The organism is Paenibacillus sp. PL91 (assembly GCF_012935325.2).
Classification (GTDB): Bacteria; Bacillota; Bacilli; order Paenibacillales; family Paenibacillaceae; genus Pristimantibacillus.
On sequence record NZ_JABBYG020000014.1, the window covers coordinates 76,085 to 95,877 of the forward strand.

General features: G+C 46.0%; 21 protein-coding genes. 16 read left to right on the forward strand and 5 right to left on the reverse strand.

All coding sequences use genetic code 11. The annotated features are described in order from the left end of the window. Positions 1-57 precede the first annotated feature (57 nt). The gene (locus tag HI950_RS25750; RefSeq protein WP_169084104.1) at positions 58-831 is read right to left on the reverse strand and encodes a TerC family protein; all 774 of its coding nucleotides are present in this window, start codon (positions 829-831) and stop codon (positions 58-60) included. A gap of 137 nt (positions 832-968) precedes the next feature. On the opposite strand from HI950_RS25750, the gene HI950_RS25755 reads away from it, so the two are divergent. The 10 genes from HI950_RS25755 to HI950_RS25800 all read left to right on the forward strand — a co-directional run bounded on the left by HI950_RS25755 (position 969) and on the right by HI950_RS25800 (position 10,706). Then, the gene (locus HI950_RS25755) at positions 969-1,832 is read left to right on the forward strand and encodes a MerR family transcriptional regulator (protein ID WP_169084105.1); all 864 of its coding nucleotides are present in this window, start codon (positions 969-971) and stop codon (positions 1,830-1,832) included. Positions 1,833-1,885: 53 nt separating this feature from the next. Further along, on the forward strand, positions 1,886-2,812 hold the full coding sequence (locus tag HI950_RS25760) for an NAD-dependent epimerase/dehydratase family protein (protein WP_169084106.1): 927 nt from the start codon (positions 1,886-1,888) through the stop codon (positions 2,810-2,812). A gap of 12 nt (positions 2,813-2,824) precedes the next feature. Next, positions 2,825-3,277: an SRPBCC family protein gene (locus HI950_RS25765; RefSeq protein ID WP_169084107.1), complete on the forward strand. Its 453-nt coding sequence runs from the start codon at positions 2,825-2,827 to the stop codon at positions 3,275-3,277. An 84-nt stretch (positions 3,278-3,361) separates the two neighbouring features. Continuing rightward, positions 3,362-4,351 (forward strand): asparaginase, encoded by a 990-nt coding sequence (locus tag HI950_RS25770; RefSeq protein WP_169084108.1) that lies wholly within the window; start codon positions 3,362-3,364, stop codon positions 4,349-4,351. A 304-nt stretch (positions 4,352-4,655) separates the two neighbouring features. Beyond that, a complete protein-coding gene (locus tag HI950_RS25775) occupies positions 4,656-5,849 on the forward strand; it encodes a glycine C-acetyltransferase (protein WP_169084109.1) in 1,194 nt (397 codons plus the stop codon). A gap of 11 nt (positions 5,850-5,860) precedes the next feature. Next, on the forward strand, positions 5,861-6,835 hold the full coding sequence (locus HI950_RS25780; RefSeq protein WP_169084110.1) for an NAD-dependent epimerase/dehydratase family protein: 975 nt from the start codon (positions 5,861-5,863) through the stop codon (positions 6,833-6,835). Between the two features lie 47 nt (positions 6,836-6,882). Beyond that, complete coding sequence (locus tag HI950_RS25785) at positions 6,883-7,452, forward strand: helix-turn-helix domain-containing protein (protein ID WP_169084111.1); 570 nt, start codon at positions 6,883-6,885, stop codon at positions 7,450-7,452. 476 nt (positions 7,453-7,928) lie between these two features. Beyond that, a complete protein-coding gene (locus HI950_RS25790) occupies positions 7,929-8,786 on the forward strand; it encodes a class II fructose-bisphosphate aldolase (RefSeq protein WP_169084112.1) in 858 nt (285 codons plus the stop codon). A 323-nt stretch (positions 8,787-9,109) separates the two neighbouring features. Beyond that, positions 9,110-10,057, forward strand: coding sequence for a helix-turn-helix transcriptional regulator (locus HI950_RS25795; protein WP_169084113.1), 948 nt, complete (start codon positions 9,110-9,112; stop codon positions 10,055-10,057). 67 nt (positions 10,058-10,124) lie between these two features. Beyond that, on the forward strand, positions 10,125-10,706 hold the full coding sequence (locus HI950_RS25800) for a DinB family protein (RefSeq protein ID WP_169084114.1): 582 nt from the start codon (positions 10,125-10,127) through the stop codon (positions 10,704-10,706). Here HI950_RS25800 and HI950_RS25805 read toward each other — a convergent pair. After that, the gene (locus tag HI950_RS25805; protein ID WP_317618445.1) at positions 10,654-11,262 is read right to left on the reverse strand and encodes a TetR/AcrR family transcriptional regulator; all 609 of its coding nucleotides are present in this window, start codon (positions 11,260-11,262) and stop codon (positions 10,654-10,656) included. The genes HI950_RS25800 and HI950_RS25805 overlap by 53 nt on opposite strands. A 130-nt stretch (positions 11,263-11,392) precedes the next feature. Between HI950_RS25805 and HI950_RS25810 the strand changes: the two genes are divergently transcribed. Then, the gene (locus tag HI950_RS25810) at positions 11,393-12,685 is read left to right on the forward strand and encodes an MFS transporter (protein ID WP_169084115.1); all 1,293 of its coding nucleotides are present in this window, start codon (positions 11,393-11,395) and stop codon (positions 12,683-12,685) included. Positions 12,686-12,757: 72 nt separating this feature from the next. On the opposite strand, the gene HI950_RS25815 is transcribed toward HI950_RS25810, so the two are convergent. Then, positions 12,758-13,675: an aldo/keto reductase gene (locus HI950_RS25815; RefSeq protein WP_169084116.1), complete on the reverse strand. Its 918-nt coding sequence runs from the start codon at positions 13,673-13,675 to the stop codon at positions 12,758-12,760. 316 nt (positions 13,676-13,991) lie between these two features. Between HI950_RS25815 and HI950_RS25820 the strand changes: the two genes are divergently transcribed. The 3 genes from HI950_RS25820 (at position 13,992) to HI950_RS25830 (ending at position 16,475) form a co-directional block, all read left to right on the forward strand. Beyond that, entirely contained in the window at positions 13,992-14,333 is a 342-nt protein-coding gene (locus HI950_RS25820) for a zinc ribbon domain-containing protein YjdM (RefSeq protein ID WP_169084117.1), read from the forward strand. Positions 14,334-14,625: 292 nt separating this feature from the next. Then, positions 14,626-15,696 (forward strand): ROK family transcriptional regulator, encoded by a 1,071-nt coding sequence (locus HI950_RS25825; protein WP_317618447.1) that lies wholly within the window; start codon positions 14,626-14,628, stop codon positions 15,694-15,696. A gap of 44 nt (positions 15,697-15,740) precedes the next feature. Continuing rightward, complete coding sequence (locus tag HI950_RS25830) at positions 15,741-16,475, forward strand: glucosamine-6-phosphate deaminase (protein WP_169084119.1); 735 nt, start codon at positions 15,741-15,743, stop codon at positions 16,473-16,475. A gap of 62 nt (positions 16,476-16,537) precedes the next feature. On the opposite strand, the gene HI950_RS25835 is transcribed toward HI950_RS25830, so the two are convergent. Together HI950_RS25835 and HI950_RS25840 are read right to left on the reverse strand one after the other, a co-directional pair. After that, entirely contained in the window at positions 16,538-17,347 is an 810-nt protein-coding gene (locus HI950_RS25835) for an ABC transporter permease subunit (protein ID WP_169084120.1), read from the reverse strand. After that, positions 17,344-18,231: an ABC transporter ATP-binding protein gene (locus tag HI950_RS25840; protein WP_169084121.1), complete on the reverse strand. Its 888-nt coding sequence runs from the start codon at positions 18,229-18,231 to the stop codon at positions 17,344-17,346. The genes HI950_RS25835 and HI950_RS25840 overlap by 4 nt, the downstream gene beginning before the upstream one ends. Before the next feature lie 158 nt (positions 18,232-18,389). Here HI950_RS25840 and HI950_RS25845 point away from each other — a divergent pair, with 158 nt between their 5' ends. Together HI950_RS25845 and HI950_RS25850 are read left to right on the forward strand one after the other, a co-directional pair. Next, positions 18,390-18,983 (forward strand): TetR/AcrR family transcriptional regulator, encoded by a 594-nt coding sequence (locus tag HI950_RS25845; protein WP_169084122.1) that lies wholly within the window; start codon positions 18,390-18,392, stop codon positions 18,981-18,983. An 82-nt stretch (positions 18,984-19,065) separates the two neighbouring features. Continuing rightward, on the forward strand, positions 19,066-19,791 hold the full coding sequence (locus HI950_RS25850) for a cupin domain-containing protein (RefSeq protein WP_411268143.1): 726 nt from the start codon (positions 19,066-19,068) through the stop codon (positions 19,789-19,791). The last annotated feature ends 2 nt before the right edge of the window (positions 19,792-19,793 follow it).

A 19,793-nucleotide genomic window follows, 5' to 3' on the forward strand; every position in this document is an offset into this window, starting at 1 on the left:
CCTAAAGGAAGTATTGGATTCGGGCAGCCTCTTATGCATCCTTTTCTTTTTACTTGGTCAATGAACGGTATCTGATTCAGATGGTTTCTGTTCCTTGGAAAGGAACCAGCCGCCAACTGCGATAGCGATCATGACGCCCCAGAATATCGTTTTCCAGAGCACGCTCTTAGGGAAATATTCAGACAGCAAGCCGACGTCGGGATGAGAGAGCGTATAGACGGCCAGCTTCACGCCTACCCAGCCTACAATCAAAAACGCGGCCGTTTCTAGACCCGGCTTCTTCGTAAGTAAGCTGCCGAAATAGGATGCGGCAAAACGCATGATGACCAGGCCTATTATGCCTCCTGCGAGAATGAGGAGGAATTGTCCTCCATCAAGTCCGCCGATCTGAGGCAAGCCGGTTGGCGGCAATGCGACGGCCAAAGCCACGGCAGCCAATATGGCATCAATTGCGAATGCCAAGTCAGCCAGCTCCACCTTCAAGACCGTTACCCAGAAATTTTCCGGCTTCTTCTCCGCTCTTTTCTTATGCTCCTTTTGCTTGACGAACAAACGCTTGGCCATATGATTCAGCGAAATAAATATGAGGTAAGCTGCGCCGATGGCCTGCACGTACCATACATCCGCCAGAAATGAAATAATGAATAAGGATCCGAACCGAAACAAAAAAGCACCCGCGAGACCGTAAAATAGCGCTTTTTTCCTCTCTATTGGAGGTAGGTGCTTGACCATAATCGAAATGACCAAAGCATTATCGGCTGCGAGGATTCCTTCAAGTGCAATCAACACTAATAATACCCAGCCATACTCCAACCATAAACCTGCATCCATACATCCATCCCCTTTCCATGCAAAATATTCCTATTAAGGTAATATTCCATGATTGGAAGTAAAAATACACCTATCACGTTTCGAATACTAAAATCAGTTATGGCAGCTATTTTCCTAGTAAAGGGGTTGCAGGCATCATGAGTCATGATCAATATTATTCCATAGGCCAAACGGCGAGAATCTGCCATATATCCGTTCAGACCTTGCGTTACTACGATAAAATCGGATTGGTGCTGCCGAGCCATACAGACAAACACTCCGGTTACCGTTATTACTCTAATCGGGATCTCCTGTATATCAAAATCGTTCAGGATATGAAAATGCTGCAGTTCTCTTTAGATGACATTGGGGAGATGTTGAAGAACGACAGCTTGGATAACTTATTTATCAAGCTTGAATCCAAACAAAAAGAAATGGTAGAAGAGATTAAAAAATTGGAGCAGACTGTCAAATCGATTGAACAGCGGACAGCTCAAATCGTGATGCTTCAGGAATTAGGAAATGGTCTGAAGGATCTTGATGCTTTAGTGGAGCTGAAGCGGATACCGGCTCGGCTCGTGGTATCGGACCGTGGGCGGTACGCCTGCGGAATGGAACCCTCGATCGTAAGATTCACAGAGCTATTTGGCAAGGTTGATGCCAGTGGCCTCGCGCCGAGCCAAAATCGAATCATGACCGTATATCACGAGAACATCATGACCTTTGACCGCGAGGAATCTGACCTGGAATACTGTATCATTCTTGATAATGGGGCGCAGGAAAACGTTCAAACGCGAATCATACCTGAAGGTGATTATATTACTGCACTCTATTGCGGAATTCCTAACGATAAATCCTGCAAGCGGATCTACAGTAAGCTTCTACAGTGGACCCGGAACAATGGGTACGTCGAGAACGGCGCATCGATCGAGCAGTACATCGTCGATATGGCTCAGATGATGAAGCCAGAGGAATTTATCGTCGAGCTGCAAGTTCCTGTTAGAAAAGCATTGACCCTATAGCTGCTATAGGGTTTATTTTGTTATTATCCAGCGTTTATAAGAGGAGGATAATAATGAATTTAATTTTAGGAACGGGACCGTTAGGAATGTCAGTGATGAGGGAGCTAATCGCACGGGAAGAGCCGGTGAGCATGGTTAGCTTTGGTGGAAAAGCGTCTGTCCCGCAGGGGGTTAGGATAAGAAGAGCCGATCTTATGGATAAAGAGCAAGCAAGGGAAATCATGAAAGGCTCCAAGACCGTCTTTCAATGTGCACAACCCCCGTATCATAAGTGGACGGAACGATTTATTCCTTTTCAGGATCATATTATTTCAGGAGTAATTGCTGCAGGGGCAAGGCTTATTGTAGCTGAAAATTTGTATATGTATGGGCAGGTAAAAGGAGGCATGCATGAGAATCTCCCTTATTCCGCTGTCACGAAGAAGGGTCAGGTCCGCGCTGCAATGTCTCGAACGCTGAGTAAATTATATCAAGATGGCACTCTGCAGGTGACTATGGGAAGAGGGTCTGACTTTTTTGGTCCAAACGTTCATCATTCCTCTGTAGGATCAAGGCTGTTTATCCCAATCGCGAAGGGTAAAGCCTGTACAGTAATGGGTAATCCGGATAAAAAGCACACGTTTACCTTCATCGACGATTTTGGAAAGGCACTGGTTGTACTTAGCAGGCATGAAGACGCATTTGGCCAAGTGTGGCATGTACCGAACCCAGAAACGGTTACGACAAGGGAATTTGTAGAAATGGCGTACCGAATCGGGGGATTTCCCGCTGCCATTCGAACAATGGGAAAAGGTATGCTACGATTAGGGGGATTATTTATACCCGAAGCAAGAGAGAGCATAGAAATGCTGTACCAATTTGAAGAAGATTTTGTCGTAGAAAGCACCAAATTTACGAAAAGGTTTGGTATGGCTGCGACGCCTTTAGAAGATGCTTTAGAAAAAACACTGCATTGGGCGAGTCAGCACAATAACAAATAAGGGGTCGTTATATTGAAGCAATGGTCAAGAGAAATCGAGATAAACGCTCCGATTGAACATGTGTGGTCGTATTTAGATGGTTCGTTAGAACAGATGCAAAAGATTATGCCTCAAGTGGTAGAGAATAAACCAGTCCACGTGACTAATGAGGTTGTCGGCAGCATCTACCGTCAAAAGTATAAAGAAGGCAAACGCATCGAGGAATATGATGTCCATACTTTAGAATATTCAAATCTTCTGAACGATAAAAAAATAAAGATTGGATTCACGTTGGCAAACTGCTTTGAGATCACGGCTTTATATGAATTGCAACGAGTAAGTGATCAGAAAACAAAGCTTAGATACACCGCAACCAATAAAGCATTAAAGTGGTATGCGAAGTTGTTTATGATATTTGCAAATGAGAAGGTCGTTGTTAAATTTTTGGAGGATGTAAAAAGAGTCGCTGAATCAGAATTTCAATAAGACCCGATATATTGACCGCCTCGATAGAGGTTTTCTGCCTATTGTCTTTGTATGGAAACTGAAACTACGTGAAGGGAATATTTTATGAAAAAGATACTGTTGTTAGCTACGGGCGGGACTATCGCTTCTGTGCATGGAGAGGATGGATTGGCCCCGGGGATGACCGCCGATGATTTGATCAGCTATTTGCCCGAACAAAATCACATGTATCAGGTGGACAATAAAGTGCTGATGGATATAGACAGCACCAATATGCAGCCTGAATGTTGGGTCACCATCGCGGAGGCCGTGTATAGCCATTATAACGACTATGATGGATTTGTAATTACGCACGGAACGGACACGATGAGTTATACATCGGCTGCGCTTTCCTATATGCTGCAGGATTTGAGCAAGCCAGTAGTTATTACAGGCTCGCAGGTTCCTATCCATAATGCTCATACCGATGCCATCGATAATATGCGTAACGCGGCCCAGTTTGCGTGTGAGGACATTGGTGGCGTGTTTGTTGTTTTTGATGGCAAGGCAATTAACGGGACAAGAGCGGTGAAAGTGAAAACGCGAAGCTACGATGCCTTCGAAAGTATTAATCATCCGTACGTTGCTTACTTTGAGGGCGATGAAATTAAATACGATGTACCTGTTTTACCTGTGCCCAAGCAAGAGATAAAGCTAGACACATCGCTATGTCCGGATGTTTTTTTGCTGAAGCTGCATCCGGGCACGAAGCCCGAGCTCTTCGACTATCTGAAGCAGCACTACAAAGGCGTCATTGTCGAAGGCTTTGGTTTAGGCGGGGTTCCTACCGAAGGGCGGAGTCTGCTTCCAAAAATCATTGAGCTTGTAGAAGCGGGAGTCGCCGTGGTCATTACGACACAATGTCTGAAGGAGGGCGGCGATCTGACGCTTTACGAAGTTGGGCGAAAAGTAGCCAAAGAACAGATTATTTCGTCGAAGGATATGAACAAAGAAGCGATTGTACCGAAGCTGATGTGGGCATTAGGCAAGACCCATGATCTCAATGAGGTAAAAGAAATAATGGAAACGCCGATCGCCAATGATATCACGCATTAAGAAGCGGGCCTGAAATCCAATTTCAGGCCATTGATTGTTGAGGCTGCCCTTACGACTGATTTATAGCAAGGGCAGCCTTTTTCTGTTAGAAGTACACCAGATCCCCCTGCCATTGCCTTGGCAGGGGGATTTTACGTGGAGGACAACGCAGCGAATAAAAATCTGAAGATCATGGAAATTACTTGTTGCGCTATAGCGTATTTTTTTATATTATAACATACATACACTATCGTGTACTTTTGTACACTATGATGACAACGGCATCGTTTACACTTAAACCTATTTGATACGAGGTGGCATACGAATGAGAAACCAACGATTATCTTCAGTTTTACGTCGGGAACTTGACGAGCTTCAGCACGGGGGATTGTATCCGACGATCGACACGCTGGAAGGTCCGAACGGTCCCGTTATTCGGTTGAAAGGCAAGGAGCTTGTGAATCTCTCGTCCAACAATTATTTGGGATTGGCGACGGACGAGAGATTGGTGGACGCTGCGGTCAAGGCCACGCTACAGTACGGGGTCGGAAGCGGAGCCGTACGGACGATAAACGGGACGTTATCGCTGCACGTCGAGTTGGAGGAGAAGCTGGCCGCGTTTAAAGGAACCGAAGCGGCAGTCGCTTATCAGTCCGGCTTCAACTGTAACATGGCAGCGGTTTCAGCGATCATGGGAGCAGGGGACGCCATTCTGTCAGATGAGCTCAACCACGCTTCCATTATCGACGGCTGCCGGTTAACGAAAGCAAAGGTAATCCGGTATGGCCATTCCGACATGAACGATTTGCGGAGCAAGGCTCAGGAAGCAAGGGAGTCGGGTGCATTTGATAAAATCATGGTCATTACGGATGGCGTATTCTCGATGGATGGCGATATTGCGAATCTCCCCGAAATTGTACGGATTGCGGAAGCTTACGATTTGATCACCTATGTGGACGACGCGCACGGTACGGGAGTGCTCGGCGGAGGAGCGGGTACGGTGAAGCATTTCGGTCTTTCCGACCATATCGATTTTCAAATCGGCACCCTGTCGAAAGCAGTTGGAGTGGTAGGTGGATACGTGGCGGGAACGCAGGAAGTCGTCGATTGGCTTAAAGCGCGCAGCCGTCCATTCCTCTTCTCAACGTCGCAGCCGCCGGGAACGATTGCGGCATGTATTGCGGCGATCGGTATCATCCAAGACAGCAAAGAGCTGCAGGAGAAGCTGTGGAGCAACGCGGTATATTTGCAAAATGGCTTGAAGCGGCTTGGTTACACGGTTGGCTCTACGGTGACGCCAATCACGCCTTGCATGATCGGCGACGAGCAGCTCACCCAGCGCTTCAGCGCGAAGTTGTATGAAGAAGGCGTATACGCCAAAGCAGTCGTATTCCCGACCGTACCAAAGGGAGCGGGACGCATTCGCAACATGCCTACTGCCGGCCATACGACAGAAATGTTGGACCGTGCGTTGTCTGTATATGAGACGGTGGGACGCGAGCTTGGCATCATCCTTTAGGAGGAATCGACATGAGGCGTATTCTTATTACCGGAGCGTTTGGACAGATTGGCAGCGAATTAGCGGTTCGGCTACGGCAGATCTATGGCCAGGATGCGGTTATGACAACGGATATCCGGCACAGTTCCAGTGAAACGGCGCAGTCCGGGCCGTTCCGTACGTTGGACGTAACCGATGGCAAGGCCTTTTATCATGCGGTGAAATCGCATCAGGCCGATACGATTATCCATCTTGCGGCGTTGCTGTCCGCAACGGCAGAAGCATTGCCAATGCAAGCGTGGCAGTTGAATATGGGAGGGCTGCTGAACGCGCTGGAGGCGGCAAGAGAGCTTGATTGCCGGCTGTTCACGCCGAGCTCGATCGCGGCCTTTGGCATGGAGACGCCGAGATTCGGTACGCCGCAAGACACGATGCAGCGCCCTGCGACGATGTACGGCATCAATAAAGTGGCGGGTGAGCTGCTGTGCGATTACTATTTTCACAAATACAGGGTGGATACGAGGGGGCTTCGTTTTCCCGGATTGATCTCCCACGCCGCTCCTCCGGGAGGCGGGACGACCGATTATGCCGTCGACATGTACGTAAGCGCCGTGAAGACCGGCCGCTTCACATCGTATATTGATAAAGGGACTTTTCTGGACCTGATGTATATGCCTGATGCAATCCATGCGGTGATTAAGCTGATGGAGGCGGACGCATCCCGGCTTAAGCATCGAAACGCCTTTAACGTGACGGCAATGAGCGTGGACCCTGAGGGGATTGCCGCCAGCATCCGCAGACATATGCCAAGCTTCGAGCTCGACTACGGCATTGACCCTCTGCGGCAGTCTATCGCGGACGGTTGGCCGGATGCGATAGATGCGTCGGCGGCGCGCGAAGAATGGGATTTCCATGCAGATTACGATTTAGACCGGATGACAGACGATATGCTCTCTAATCTCAAAGAAAAGTCGACTTATAGCGAGACAAGTGCGAATCTGTTATAATACGCTTAACTTTGGCTGTATGACGGTTTAGAGAGAGGCTGCGAGAGATGGATCAGATACACAAAAAGGTCGGAAAAAATCTGCTGGCCATTCGAAAATCACGCGGTTTAAGCCTGGATAACATGGCCGAAATGACCGGTGTAAGCAAGGCAATGATCGGTCAGATCGAACGCGGGGATTCGAATCCGACGATCTCGGTGCTGTGGCGCATCGTCAATGGGCTTGGAATCTCCTTTACTACGCTTATCGAAGACGTGGATTCGGAGGTAACCGTAGCGACACCCGGCAATCTGGAGCTGTTCTCGGAAGAAGACGGTGCTTACCGCGCTTATCCGATGTTTCCTTACAGCTTGCGAACGAAACTCGAGTCCTACATGGTCACGATTGAACCTGGCTGCGTGCACGGCTCAGAGCCGCATAACGACGGGGTAGAGGAATATATTTTCGTGCATCAGGGTGTATTGGAGCTTAAGCATGACGAGGAATCCTACGAGGTGCCGGCGGGCAGCGCTGTTCATTTCCATGCGAACAGGCCGCATTGGTATCGCAATTCCGGTACCGAACCCATACATTTCTTTACGGTTATTTTCTATGCCGACGCCGCGGCACGAGGATAACGAAGGGCATGTTACTATCCATGCTTAGAATGACAACAACCATAAAATGAACGATCTGTTTCTAGTTACGAAGGCACCTGCGGAGGTGCCTTTTTCTACGTTAACTTTCGGATGAAGCCTGTTTATAGGAAGTAGAAATAGTTTAAGGGTTATTTGTATGATTTGTTCGAATTCCAGAGAAAAAAGAATAGATATCTTGCTCCGAATGGAATAGCAAATAATGCGGAGGCCATAATATGGTTATGAATATGATATAATCAAACAAGTGACATAAAGTAATCAGCCCGCTATAGGTGTCTTATAATGAAATTTGTGATAAAATGTAGACTTATAAGAGGAACGTGAACGAGGCAAAACCCATTCCGTTCGTGCCAGTACAACTGCAGCTTATGAACGCAATTTTAAACTGCTGATGAATTGGGTATGATTGAAAGGTCTAATCATTAACTTGCAATTATTTTGAAGGAGGATTTAAAATGGCATTGGTTTCGATGAAAGACATGTTGAACAAAGGTTTAAAAGAAGGTTACGCTGTTGGTCAATTCAACATCAACAACCTAGAGTGGACACAAGCAATCTTGGGCGCAGCTCAAGAAGAGCAATCACCAGTTATTCTTGGTGTTTCTGAAGGTGCAGCTCGTTACATGGGAGGCTTCACAGTTGTAACTGCAATCGTGAAATCTCTTATCGAAGAAATGAAAATCACGGTTCCGGTTGCTATTCACCTTGACCATGGTTCAAGCTTTGAAAAATGTAAAGCAGCCATTGATGCAGGATTTACTTCTGTTATGATAGATGCTTCCCACTCCCCATTCGAAGAAAACGTAAAAACGACGCAACAAGTCGTTGCATACGCGCATGAGCGCGGCGTTTCCGTTGAAGCTGAGCTTGGAACAGTTGGCGGACAGGAAGATGACGTAATCGCTGATGGCGTTATCTATGCAGATCCACAAGAGTGCAAACAGCTAGTTGAGCTTACAGGTATTGATTGCCTTGCTCCAGCACTTGGTTCTGTTCACGGTCCTTACAAAGGCGAACCAAACCTAGGCTTCAAAGAAATGGAAGAAATTTGCCAAACAATCAAGCTTCCATTGGTATTGCACGGTGGTACAGGCATTCCTACTGCTGATATTAAGAAATCAATCTCGCTGGGAACTGCAAAAATCAACGTAAACACAGAAAACCAAATCGCATTTACAAAAATTGCTCGTGAAATCTTGACTTCTGATTCAGAAGTATATGATCCACGTAAATTTTTGGCACCAGGCCGTGACGCAATCAAATCAACAGTTGCGGGCAAAATGCGCGAGTTTGGTTCTTCCAATAAAGCGTAATAAGTAAAAAAGAGAAAATGGTTGGGCCGAATGCAATTTGCATCCGGTCCAACCATTTTTTTTATTTTTGGCTTAACAATAAGTTGCATAAATCGGCATACATTCCTTGATTTCTTAAAGCTAATAGCAGATAAGCTGGATTTACCCCTTTAGGTGCAATAATCTCAGTGTGCGCGAATAACTCCTTATGTAGGGGGGAACGCCAGAACTTATTCAAAATGGGTATTAAACATAAGTGATTCCTATTATAAAGGTATCGATTTTTAGTTCCCTCTTGGTCTAGAATAATAGAATAGGATTTCTCAAGAGGAGGTTGCGGCCGAGTGAACAAAACAGACCGTATGTTGGCCATCGTGCTTGAGCTGCAGCGCACTGAGGTTTTACGGGCTGAGGATTTGGCGGATATATTTGAAACGAGCGTGCGGACCATCTATCGGGATATACAGGCACTAAGCGAAGCGGGCGTACCCGTGGTAGGTGCTCCGGGACTGGGCTATTCATTAATGGACGGATACTTTCTGCCGCCAGTCAGTTTCACAGCGGAAGAAGCCGTTGCGCTGCTCATTGGGACGGACTTTATTGAACAAAGATTCGATGCCGACTATGGCAGCAAGGCTCAGTCCTCTCGTGGAAAAATTGAAGCCATCCTGCCGGAGCAAGTACGAAGTGAAGCATCTCGGGTGCGTAAGACGATGAAGCTGCTCACTTCTAGAGAGGATGTCACGCGCAAGCAAGAGAAAGAGCATATTCATATGATCCGGCGAGCGATTCTGGATGAGCGGAAGATTAGATTTGGCTATTCGAAAAAAATAGCCGAATGGAATGGGAATCGTCAAAGTATACGTGTCGCGGCTCCCTATGGTCTTGTTTTTACTCACGGGTCTTGGATATTGATTGCCTATTGCGAGATGCGGCTGGACATTCGCCATTTTCGGTTGTCGAGAATGACGGAGCTTACTGTGCTAGAGGACAGATTCGAGGTTGCGTCTGGTTTTAATTTGGCGGATTACAAGCCCGAGGATGACCGCCACATCCATGTGCGTATTTTGGTCAATCGTGACATTGCGGATAAAGTGAAGGAATCGAACAATTACTACATGGAAGCAGCAGAGGAACAGGCAGATGGCTTGCATATCAGCTTCCGTGTCCGCCACCCCGAGGAGTTATTGCAGTGGGTGCTCGGCTGGGGTGCAGACGTCGTTGTGCTGGAGCCGGAATCTTTCCGAAGCCGCGTTCGAGCAGAAGCTGAAAAAATGTTAAAACGCTACTGACATACTGTTGTCAGTAGCGTTTTTGTATAGTCATAGCAGATGATCATAAAGGAGCTGTTGGAAGAAGATGAACGCAACCGAAGCATTATTGCGATTTGAACAAAGTGTACATGGTTATTTGCACGAATTAGAGGGTTTCAGCATGGAGCAGCTGAAGCATCAGCCAAGTGAGAGCGATTGGTCGCTTGGACAAATGTATCAGCATCTGATTAATTCGGCACTGTATATGCAGCTTCCAAACATTGAACGCTGCATGACGGAAATCGATGATTCCATCCCATCAACAGGAGTAAAAACAAAGGAGGGCGAGGCGATTTTTGAACAAGGTAGCTTCCCGCCCATCCGTATCCAAGTCCCGCCCTCCCCGCAATATACACCGAAGCAGCCGGAGAGCAAGGAGGAGCTGATCCAAGGCTTGCACGCTGTGATCCACCGGATGAAACAAGTTGCGCCTACGCTTGATATGGCAAATAAACAAAACACGGTTGCCCATCCGCGGTTTGGTATGTTAAATGCGAATGAATGGTTTTTGCTTATTGAAATGCACTATCGCCATCATCTTTTGCAAATGGATCGTTTGAAAGAATCGTTCAACGTTACCCGGGTTCGCGAAGACACTCCATTTTTAAATAAGCAGCAAAGCTCTTAATATTCATCCGAATATGCCGATTGCTTCCTTCAAGCTTGCTCATCATGATGCCGCCCTCCATGATGGATAGGGAGAAAGTAGCTAGCGCATCAATATCGAGGTCTGCTTTGAATTCGCCGCTTTGTACGCCTTCGGATATAATTTTTTTTTTGACTTCGAGCGTACGCTTTAGAGCGAGCTGGGCTTTCTCGCGTAAGCCGGGATGAGAATCATCGCTTTCAACTGCCGTATTGAGGAGCGGGCATCCCCCGGTGAATGGCGGCGCTTCTACTACGTTCTCGTACACATGTAAATAGGCTAACAGCTTGCCAGAGGCCGTTTCTTGCTGACCTATGGCTTGAGCAAGCTTAGCCCCGACTATACTGCCCGCATAACTAAAGGCTTCATAAGCAATCTCATCTTTACTGGAAAAGTGACGGTAGATGCCGCCTTTCTTTATGCCTGTTAACTCTGTTATATCGGACAAGGATGAGCCGGAATATCCCTTCTGGTTAAAAAGTTCAGCGGCTTTAGCTATGATGTCTTTGCGGGTCTTCTCGCCTTTTTCCATCATCATCCTCCTTATTTCCTTGTATTTGTACACGTAGTATATCAAATGAATTTACGCTCTTGCAAAAAAACGTATCCATGTTATCATAAAAGATACCAATTGGTATCTTTTATGAGCGACAGGGGTGGATAGAATAATGGACACGACATGGTTCAAGGAATCCAAATATGCTTGGATTGGACTCGGATCACTCTGGATGATTGGATTTATTGGTGCGTTGACTCGGTTTAGCATGGCCTTTTTTCAAGTGCAAATATCAGATGATTTAGGGATTAGCCGGGGGTTCATTTCGATGGCATGGTCAACCAATTTATTGATTGCAGCGCTATGTGCGCCTTTGGGGGGCTGGCTCGTGGATCGTTATGGCCCAAAGAAGGTGATGCTGCTTGCAGCGGTCATGGGTACGCTTGGTACTGGCCTTGTCGTGATAGGGCATCATCCCCTCGTGTTCTTTATCGGATACGGTGTTATCTCTGGTTTGGCTGGAATTGGGTCGAGTACAAATTATATGTTGATGTTTGAATGGTTCCGTCATCATCGCGCTAAAGCGATGGCATTGCTGGCGAGCGCCTCCTCGGTAGGATTAGCCGTTATTACCCCCCTCTTCGTATCGGAAAGCTGGCTCACTTGGAAGGATGCGTTTACGGCTTCTTTTGCCCTAGGCATTCTTGTGACATTCCCTGTCATTTGGCTCGGGATTAAAAGCTCGCAGCGGAACAATATGAAGAAAGCTCAGACGGGCGTGTCAAAAAACGATGCTGAGACTCAAGCTCAAAATAAGCCAGAAGGTACTGCCCTATCGCCTAAACGATTTGCTTATGCTCCGATCTTCGTTGTGGTCGCGTTTGCGCTGTTCACCTGTGGCCTCAATATGGGAACCGTCGAAATGAATTTGGTAGCCATCCACCAATTAGCAGAAGTAAAACCGAGCATGATCGCCCTATCGATGAGTCTGCTCGGCATTATGGAAATTACAGGCTCGCTCATTTTTGGCTATTTTATGGATCGATATAATAAATTAATTATGATGACCATTTTGTATGGCATACGCATTATGGGCTTTGCGTTTCTTTTTATGCACCTAGGCAGCTCACCTATTATCTTTGCAATAACGTTCGGCATTACTTATTTAAGTGCGGTTCCGGGTGGTCTCTTGATTATCAATGAAATGGCAAATGGCAAAGGGAAGCAAACAGGTTTCCTTCTTCTCTTCCATCAGGGAGGCGGCATATTGGGAGCGTTAATTGGAGGTCTTTCCTTCGACTATTTTCAAAATTATCAGAACCTGATCGCTGTCGATGTCATGATCTGTATTCTTGCGGCGCTGGGTTATTTCGCAATATTCATATCGCAGAGAAGGAATCTTCGCATTCAAAATAAGAATGCTGCTGTGAGCGAGCTCATTATGGGCGGGAGCCGGCAGGCATAGCCAAAATAAAAGCAACCTCGGTCAATGACGACCTAAGGTTGCTTTAGTTGTTTCCAAGAGGTCAAACACCACTTATGGAAGTATGTTGCCTGCCGCGCGATAGATCGCATACCATTCTTCGCGTGTCAGATGAATGTCGCTTGCTTTAATGCAATCTTTTAGACGGTCGATGTTCATCGTACCGATGACAGGCTGCATGTTCGCAGGATGGCGCAAGAGCCATGCGATGGCAATCGTTGTGTTGCTAACTTCGTATTTGGTTGCCACTTCATCGATTTGTTGATTTAATTCCGGAAACTTGTCGTTTCCGAGGAATACGCCCTCAAAAAATCCGTATTGGAAAGGCGACCATGGCTGAATCGTGATGTCGTTCAGTCTGCAATAATCTAGAATGTTGCCATCGCGGTTAATAGCCGAATCATTTTCCATGTTTACGTTGAAGCCGTTAGAAATCATGTTGGCATTGGTGATGCTAAGCTGCAGCTGGTTTGCAACAATCGGCTGCTTCACAAATTTCTTCAGCAGCTGGATCTGCATCGGAGTTTGATTGGAAACGCCAAAATGGCGTACTTTTCCCGAGCTCTCAAGAATATCGAACGCTTCTGCTACCTCTTCCGGTTCGACCAACGTATCCGGACGGTGCAAAAGCAGAATATCCAAATAGTCGGTTCTAAGCCGCTTCAAAATGTTGTCTACGGAATCTAAAATATGTTCTTTGGAGAAGTCGAACATGCCCTGTCTAATGCCGCATTTGGATTGCAGGATGATTTGCTCACGAATGCTCTCATTCATATGGATGGCATCCGCAAATATTTCCTCGCATGCTCCGCCGCCGTATATATCCGCATGATCGAAGAAGTTTGCCCCTTCGTCTAGCGCGGTTTGGACAAATTGCTCAGCCTCGGTCTTGTCCAGCGAATTAATTCGCATACAGCCGACTGCTACAACAGGCACCTCTAATGTACTGGTTCCTAGTTTAATTGTTCTCATGATTGGTTGTAATCCTCCTTAGTGATTGGTTAACCTGGCTTGAAGGTTTTGTCGCATATAGGGATGTGGTTCGCCTTATCTCACTCAGTTCATTGCATACACCGCAGCAATAGTCCGCATTATCAGCAATATTGAGGCTCAATGAAAAGGTATTCAAGTGAAAGTATAGCTGAAAATATAGTCTTCCGTAAGAGCTGAAATATTATATAGTAAGTGAAAGAAAAGTTACTACGAGATGATATGATCTTACGACCACTAAATGATATACTTGGGACTGCATTTAAAATGAACAATTATGAATGGAGGACATGAGAACATGTCTAGCTTACCCAATTGCCCGGAATGTGGCTCCGAATATACGTACGAGGACGGAAGTCTTTTTATATGCCCGGAATGCAGCCATGAGTGGAGCTTACAAACAGAAAACGAAAATAACGAAGACAAAAAGGTCGTCAAAGACGCCAATGGAAATGTATTGAACGATGGTGACTCTGTAACCGTCATTAAAGACCTTAAAGTAAAGGGCAGCTCATTGGTGATTAAAATAGGCACGAAAGTAAAAAATATCCGGTTGATCGATGGCGATCATGATATTGATTGCAAAATCGATACCTTTGGAGCTATGAAATTAAAATCCGAATTTGTTAAAAAAATATAAACTCTCTCGGTGCAAATGAAGATGACACGTAGAAAGTAAAGCTCGAATGGCGCTTACAACTTAGGCCGTTACGGGCTTTTTTTATATTTTATCGTGAGAAGATGTGCAAACCCTCCAAACCCTCGCCCCTCTATTTCATAAAAAAGAGGGTTGAAATATGAAATCGTTTGCATTATCATTATAAAGTAGTTTGTTTTATTGTCGAACAAACAAACTGGCAATTGGAAAGGAATGAAATATGGATAAGAATACAACTTCCCAACTAACAATGAGCTCTAATTTTTTGCAAGTCGTGCAGTTAATTCGTGCCGAGCAGCCCATCAGCAGAGCTGACATTTCGAAAAAATTAGGCATTGCCCGCTCTACCGTATCAGCGATCGTCGATGATCTATTAAATAAAGAAGTCGTGATTGAAAAAGGCTTCGGCAGCTCTACAAAAGAGGGTGGGCGCCGAGGCATTCAACTCGGTTTTAACCCAAAATCGGCTTACGGCGTTGGAGTGGATATTGGGGGAACCAAGATTTTTATCGTCATTACGGATTTGGATGGAGAAATCGTATTTAAAGAGAAAATGAAGACGATAGCGGATATTGATGAAATTATAGCGACCATTAATCAGGCAATTTTAAAATCAGGAGTAAATCAGCAATTAATCATTGCAATGGGCGTCGGCGTCCCGGGAATGACGAACACGGCTACGGGTGAAGTGATCGATGCCCCAGCTTTAGGATGGCAGAACGTACCGCTGAAGGACATCATGCAAAAGCAATTCAGCTTCCCCGTATTTATCAATAACGATGTTCGGTGCGCAGCACTTGGGGAACGGTGGCTAGGGTCAGGGGTCATGTCTCCAAATATGTACTTTATCGCCTTTGGAACGGGGGTTGGCTCGGCCATTATTTATAATGGGCAGCTGATCGAAGGGCATAACTTCTCCTCGGGAGAGATCGGATATTTTATCGACAATGACGATGTAGAGAACGGATTGACCAACCAGCCTGGGCAGTTCGGAACATTCGAGAATAAGAATTCCGGCACTGGTCTCTCGAGGCATGGGATCGCTCCTGAGGAGCTGTTTAAGCAGTACGCAAAGCATGATCCTAAAGCAGTAGCTATTATTGAAAAATTTATCCGACAAGTATCTATTGCCCTCGCCAATGTATGCAGCTTAATCAATCCCGAGAAAATCATTATTGGCGGTGGAGTTTCGGATTCCATGCCTGTCGTGATGGCCGAGATTAAAAAGAACGTATTAAACTTTACGCCTAATCATGCAGATATCGAGCTAGCGGTGCTTGGAACGGATGCTGGCGGGCTCGGCGCAGTCGCCTATGCTTTTCAAAAGCTGCAAGAAGTGAATTAATCACATTTTGCTTCATTTTAGTGCGAATAAGGAGCGGATGAATCATGAATATTGTAGTGTCCAAAGATTACGAGGAAATGTCTCAGCAGGCTGCCGAACAGATCGTCCAAGCCGTCCATGCTAAGCCGGATTCCCTTCTCTGCTTCCCCGGCGGCGATACGCCAAGAGAAATATTTCGATTGCTTGTGCAGGCTGCAAAGGACAAACGAGTAGATTTTAGCAAAGCCACCTTCGTCGGGCTTGATGAATGGGCAGGGCTTGGTCGTGAGGATGAAGGCAGCTGTATTCATTTCCTCTACAATCAATTTTATAGCCCGGCAGGCATTCCAGATTCGCAGGTGCATGCGTTCAATGCCAAAGAAGATGATCTTCAAGCCGAATGCGACAAAATCGATGCGGTAATTAACGAGCATGGGGGCCTCGACCTCATATTGCTGGGAATAGGAGTGAACGGGCATCTTGGATTTAATGAGCCAGGCGTATCCTTTGAGTCACACTCCCATGTATCGGAGCTCGACGCGGTGACCAGCACGGTGGGGCAAAAATATTTTAAGGAGCAGCGTGTGTTATCGAAAGGGATCACGCTAGGGATCAAGCATATTTTAAATGCGAATAGCGCGATATTGATCGCGAACGGGCCGAAGAAGGCGGATGCTGTGTTTGAAGCCGTCAAAGGCCCAGTCGTAAATACGCTGCCTGCGAGCGTGCTTCAGCTTCATTCGAACGCACATCTGTTTGTTGATCGCGAGGCTTATGCCAAGGTTGAGAAGTCTCATTAGAAAAAAGAACTCCAAGCCCTACGCGGACTTGGAGCTTGTTTGTTTTAGCGGGAGCGCAGTTGCTATAAAGGCAGGTCGCGTTTTTGAAATAGCAGGATAGCTAGACCGAACGAAACCAATCCGATAACGGTGAGAATGATGGAGGAAGCAGCTAAACCTGCATTTCCGTTTACGATTTCGCCGGGCTGATACAAGGAGAAGATCGAAATATTACGCATCCATTCGATCTTCTCGCTGAATTTGCCGAGCAGATCCAGACTGAAGAATCCGAACGTAATCAATCCGGAAATAGAAAGTGCCTTCTTCTCGTCATTGGAGAGAGAGGAAACCAAGAAGGAAATGCCGCCGACCGCAAAGAACAGCAGAAACGCCGCGATATTCATCTGAATGAATTTGATCGTATCAAATGCATAAGCACTTCCCAGGAACCATGCGCTCCCGACAAGGCCCGCAATGGTCGTAATGGCTATAATGAGAAACAGTCCGGTCGTCAAAACGGCTGCCTGCGTGCAAGCGACCTTCCCTCTTGTCGTCGGAGTGGACAATATATAGGCCATAGAGCCTTGATCCACCAACTTCGCCATTAGCTGTGTCGATAATTGGACGCATACGATAGCGAGGATGAGCACCAAAATTAATCCGTAGTATTCCCCCGAGATGAAGGCTTCAGCGCTTCCAAAGCCATTTAGCCCAAAGGCGCGCCCTACACCCTCCGGCATCGAATTGACCAGCTCATCGATCGCTTTCGTGTTTTTGGCAAGGCCGGGATATAACCAAAGCATAAGAAGGATATAAAACGCAGAGCCGAAGGAATAGTTCATAAAGCTCTTCATGTTCACTTTCATCATCTGTTTATATAAGGTGACATTCATTTCATCGTCTCCTTGCGATCATAGTAGTTCATGAATATATCCTCTAGATTTTGAGTAAATATATCGATATTGCGCACCTTGTACTTTGCCGTCTCTTCCATAAATGTATCGTAATTGCCTTGAACGGCAACCTTCACCCGATTCCCGTCATGCGATTCGATAAGCAAACCGGAGCGTAGGAAGGAATTCGCATCTTCATCGCTCTCGAAGGTGATCTCGAACAGCTTCCGCTGCATGGACTGCAGCTCATGGATATCCTTCACGGCAACGATGACGCCGTCCTTGATGATTGCTGCCCGGTCGCAGGTTCTCTCGATTTCAGCAAAGCTATGCGACGACATCAGGAAGGTTTTCCCTTGCGCCTTCTCCTCCAGCACAATATCAATAAATACCTTCTGCATAAGTGGATCAAGGCCCGAAGTCGGTTCATCCAGAATGATCACTACAGGGTTATGCATGAATGCGGCAACGATGCCAACCTTTTGCTTCATGCCCTTGGACATTTTTCGAATAGGCGTATTGACGTCGAACTGCAGACGGTCGATTAAGCGAGAGCGCTTGGCGAAGTCTTTTAACCCCTGCATGTTAGCCATGAAATCCAGAAACGTCTTGCCGGTCATCCCTTCAAAAAAAGATATCTCGCCAGGCAGATAGCCGACGCAAGCTTGAAATTTTCCCTGTTCCCGCCAAGTGTCCAGCCCGTTCACCTGCACATATCCTTTGTCTGGCTTCATAAAGCCCATCATATGCCGGATCGTTGTCGATTTCCCCGCGCCGTTTGGTCCCAGAAACCCGAAAACCTCACCCTTTTTCACCGAAAATGAAACATCAAAAATGCCTTTCCCGTTTGAAAATGTTTTCGTCAAATGCTGAACGGTCAACATGTTGGCACCTCCAGAAGTAAAGAAATGAAATATTAATAACATCAAATTTCATATTTATAATATACCCGGCCATCCGCGTCGTCAATTGTTTTATGAAATATATATGTGGTATTATTTCATAAACTACATAATAACCGATGGAATTAGGGTGAACAGTGATGAATGGTTTTGAGAGAAGAGCTAACCAAATCAAAGAGAAGATTAAGAAAACGACCTTGGGCATGCTGCAGGCCTCAGACCCGAAGCGGATTCGGATTGCCGATATTTCCAAGCTGGCTAACGTCTCGCAGGTCACGATCTATAATTATTTTGGCAGCAAGGAAGCATTGCTTCGGGAAGTGATCAAAGATTATTTGGATAAGGGAACCGCTGATTTTGAGGCATATATGAAGGCGGGCCACTCCTTAAAGGAAAAGATCGCGTATATCATCTTTCTGGAGAAAGAGGCCTATAGAGAGCTGCCGCTTGGCGTTATCAAGGAGCTTATAAGCGAGGATCATGAGCTAACCGCATATATTGAAGAGCAATACAAAAATAAAGCGATCCCTTTGACGATTCAGATGATTAAGGAAGGGAAAGAAAGCGGCGAAATATCGGAGGACGTTTCGATTGAAAATGTTCTGGTCTTTATACAGCTGTATATGAATCAGTATGAAACCTTGCTCGATATGGCGCAAAAGAGCGGAGATTTGGATAAATTTCTCGAAGGCATGGTTCATATGTTCTTTTACGGCGTTTGCGGGAAAGGGTAATTTTCACACGGAATAGGGCACAAAAATGGTCATCTGTCACGCATCATCATCCATTGCATACCATAAAGGGATATTGATTAAGATGGAATTGGAGTTGTTACCTTTGACTAACCCTTTTGTGGAGTATACGAGACCAGGTGTTCAGTATTTTTTTGATATCAATAAGAACCGTTTAATGACTAGAAACAATGAAAACTTTATTAACCGTTTGGGCCGTGATAACCTAAATACGCTGGGCAACGTTTCTTTGCTTGATATTTATTTGAGTAAAGGACGTGTCGTTGAGCCGCATTATCATCAAAATGCAGCAGAGCTCGTTTATTGTATTTCGGGAAAAGCGACGGTTTCCTTAATCAATCCTTTTAACAACCAACTCTCCAATATTACGATCACGCCAGGACAAGTGGCCAATATTCCGGAGGGCTGGTGGCATTGGGAAGTAGCGCTAATCGATGATACTCACTTGCTCGCTATTTTTGATGCTCCATATCCAGAGTATATTTTCGGTTCAGATATACTTACGAAAACGCCAATAGAAGTTCTTGCCCATACGTATTGCTTGGATCCTGAATTATTAAGGGAAACGCTTAAGCCACTAAATAATCAAACGATCATTATTGGGCCTACAGATGAATGTGTGGCAGGAGCACAGGTAGAAGCAGCACATAAGCAGCAGAGCCATATGCCGCTACCTAACATGCCACTTCCCAACATGGTACATCCCAACATGGCTAACCAACCGAATGTCATGCCTCAGCACCAACAACAATACTATCCACAAAACCAGTATCATTATGGTAAACGATAAAA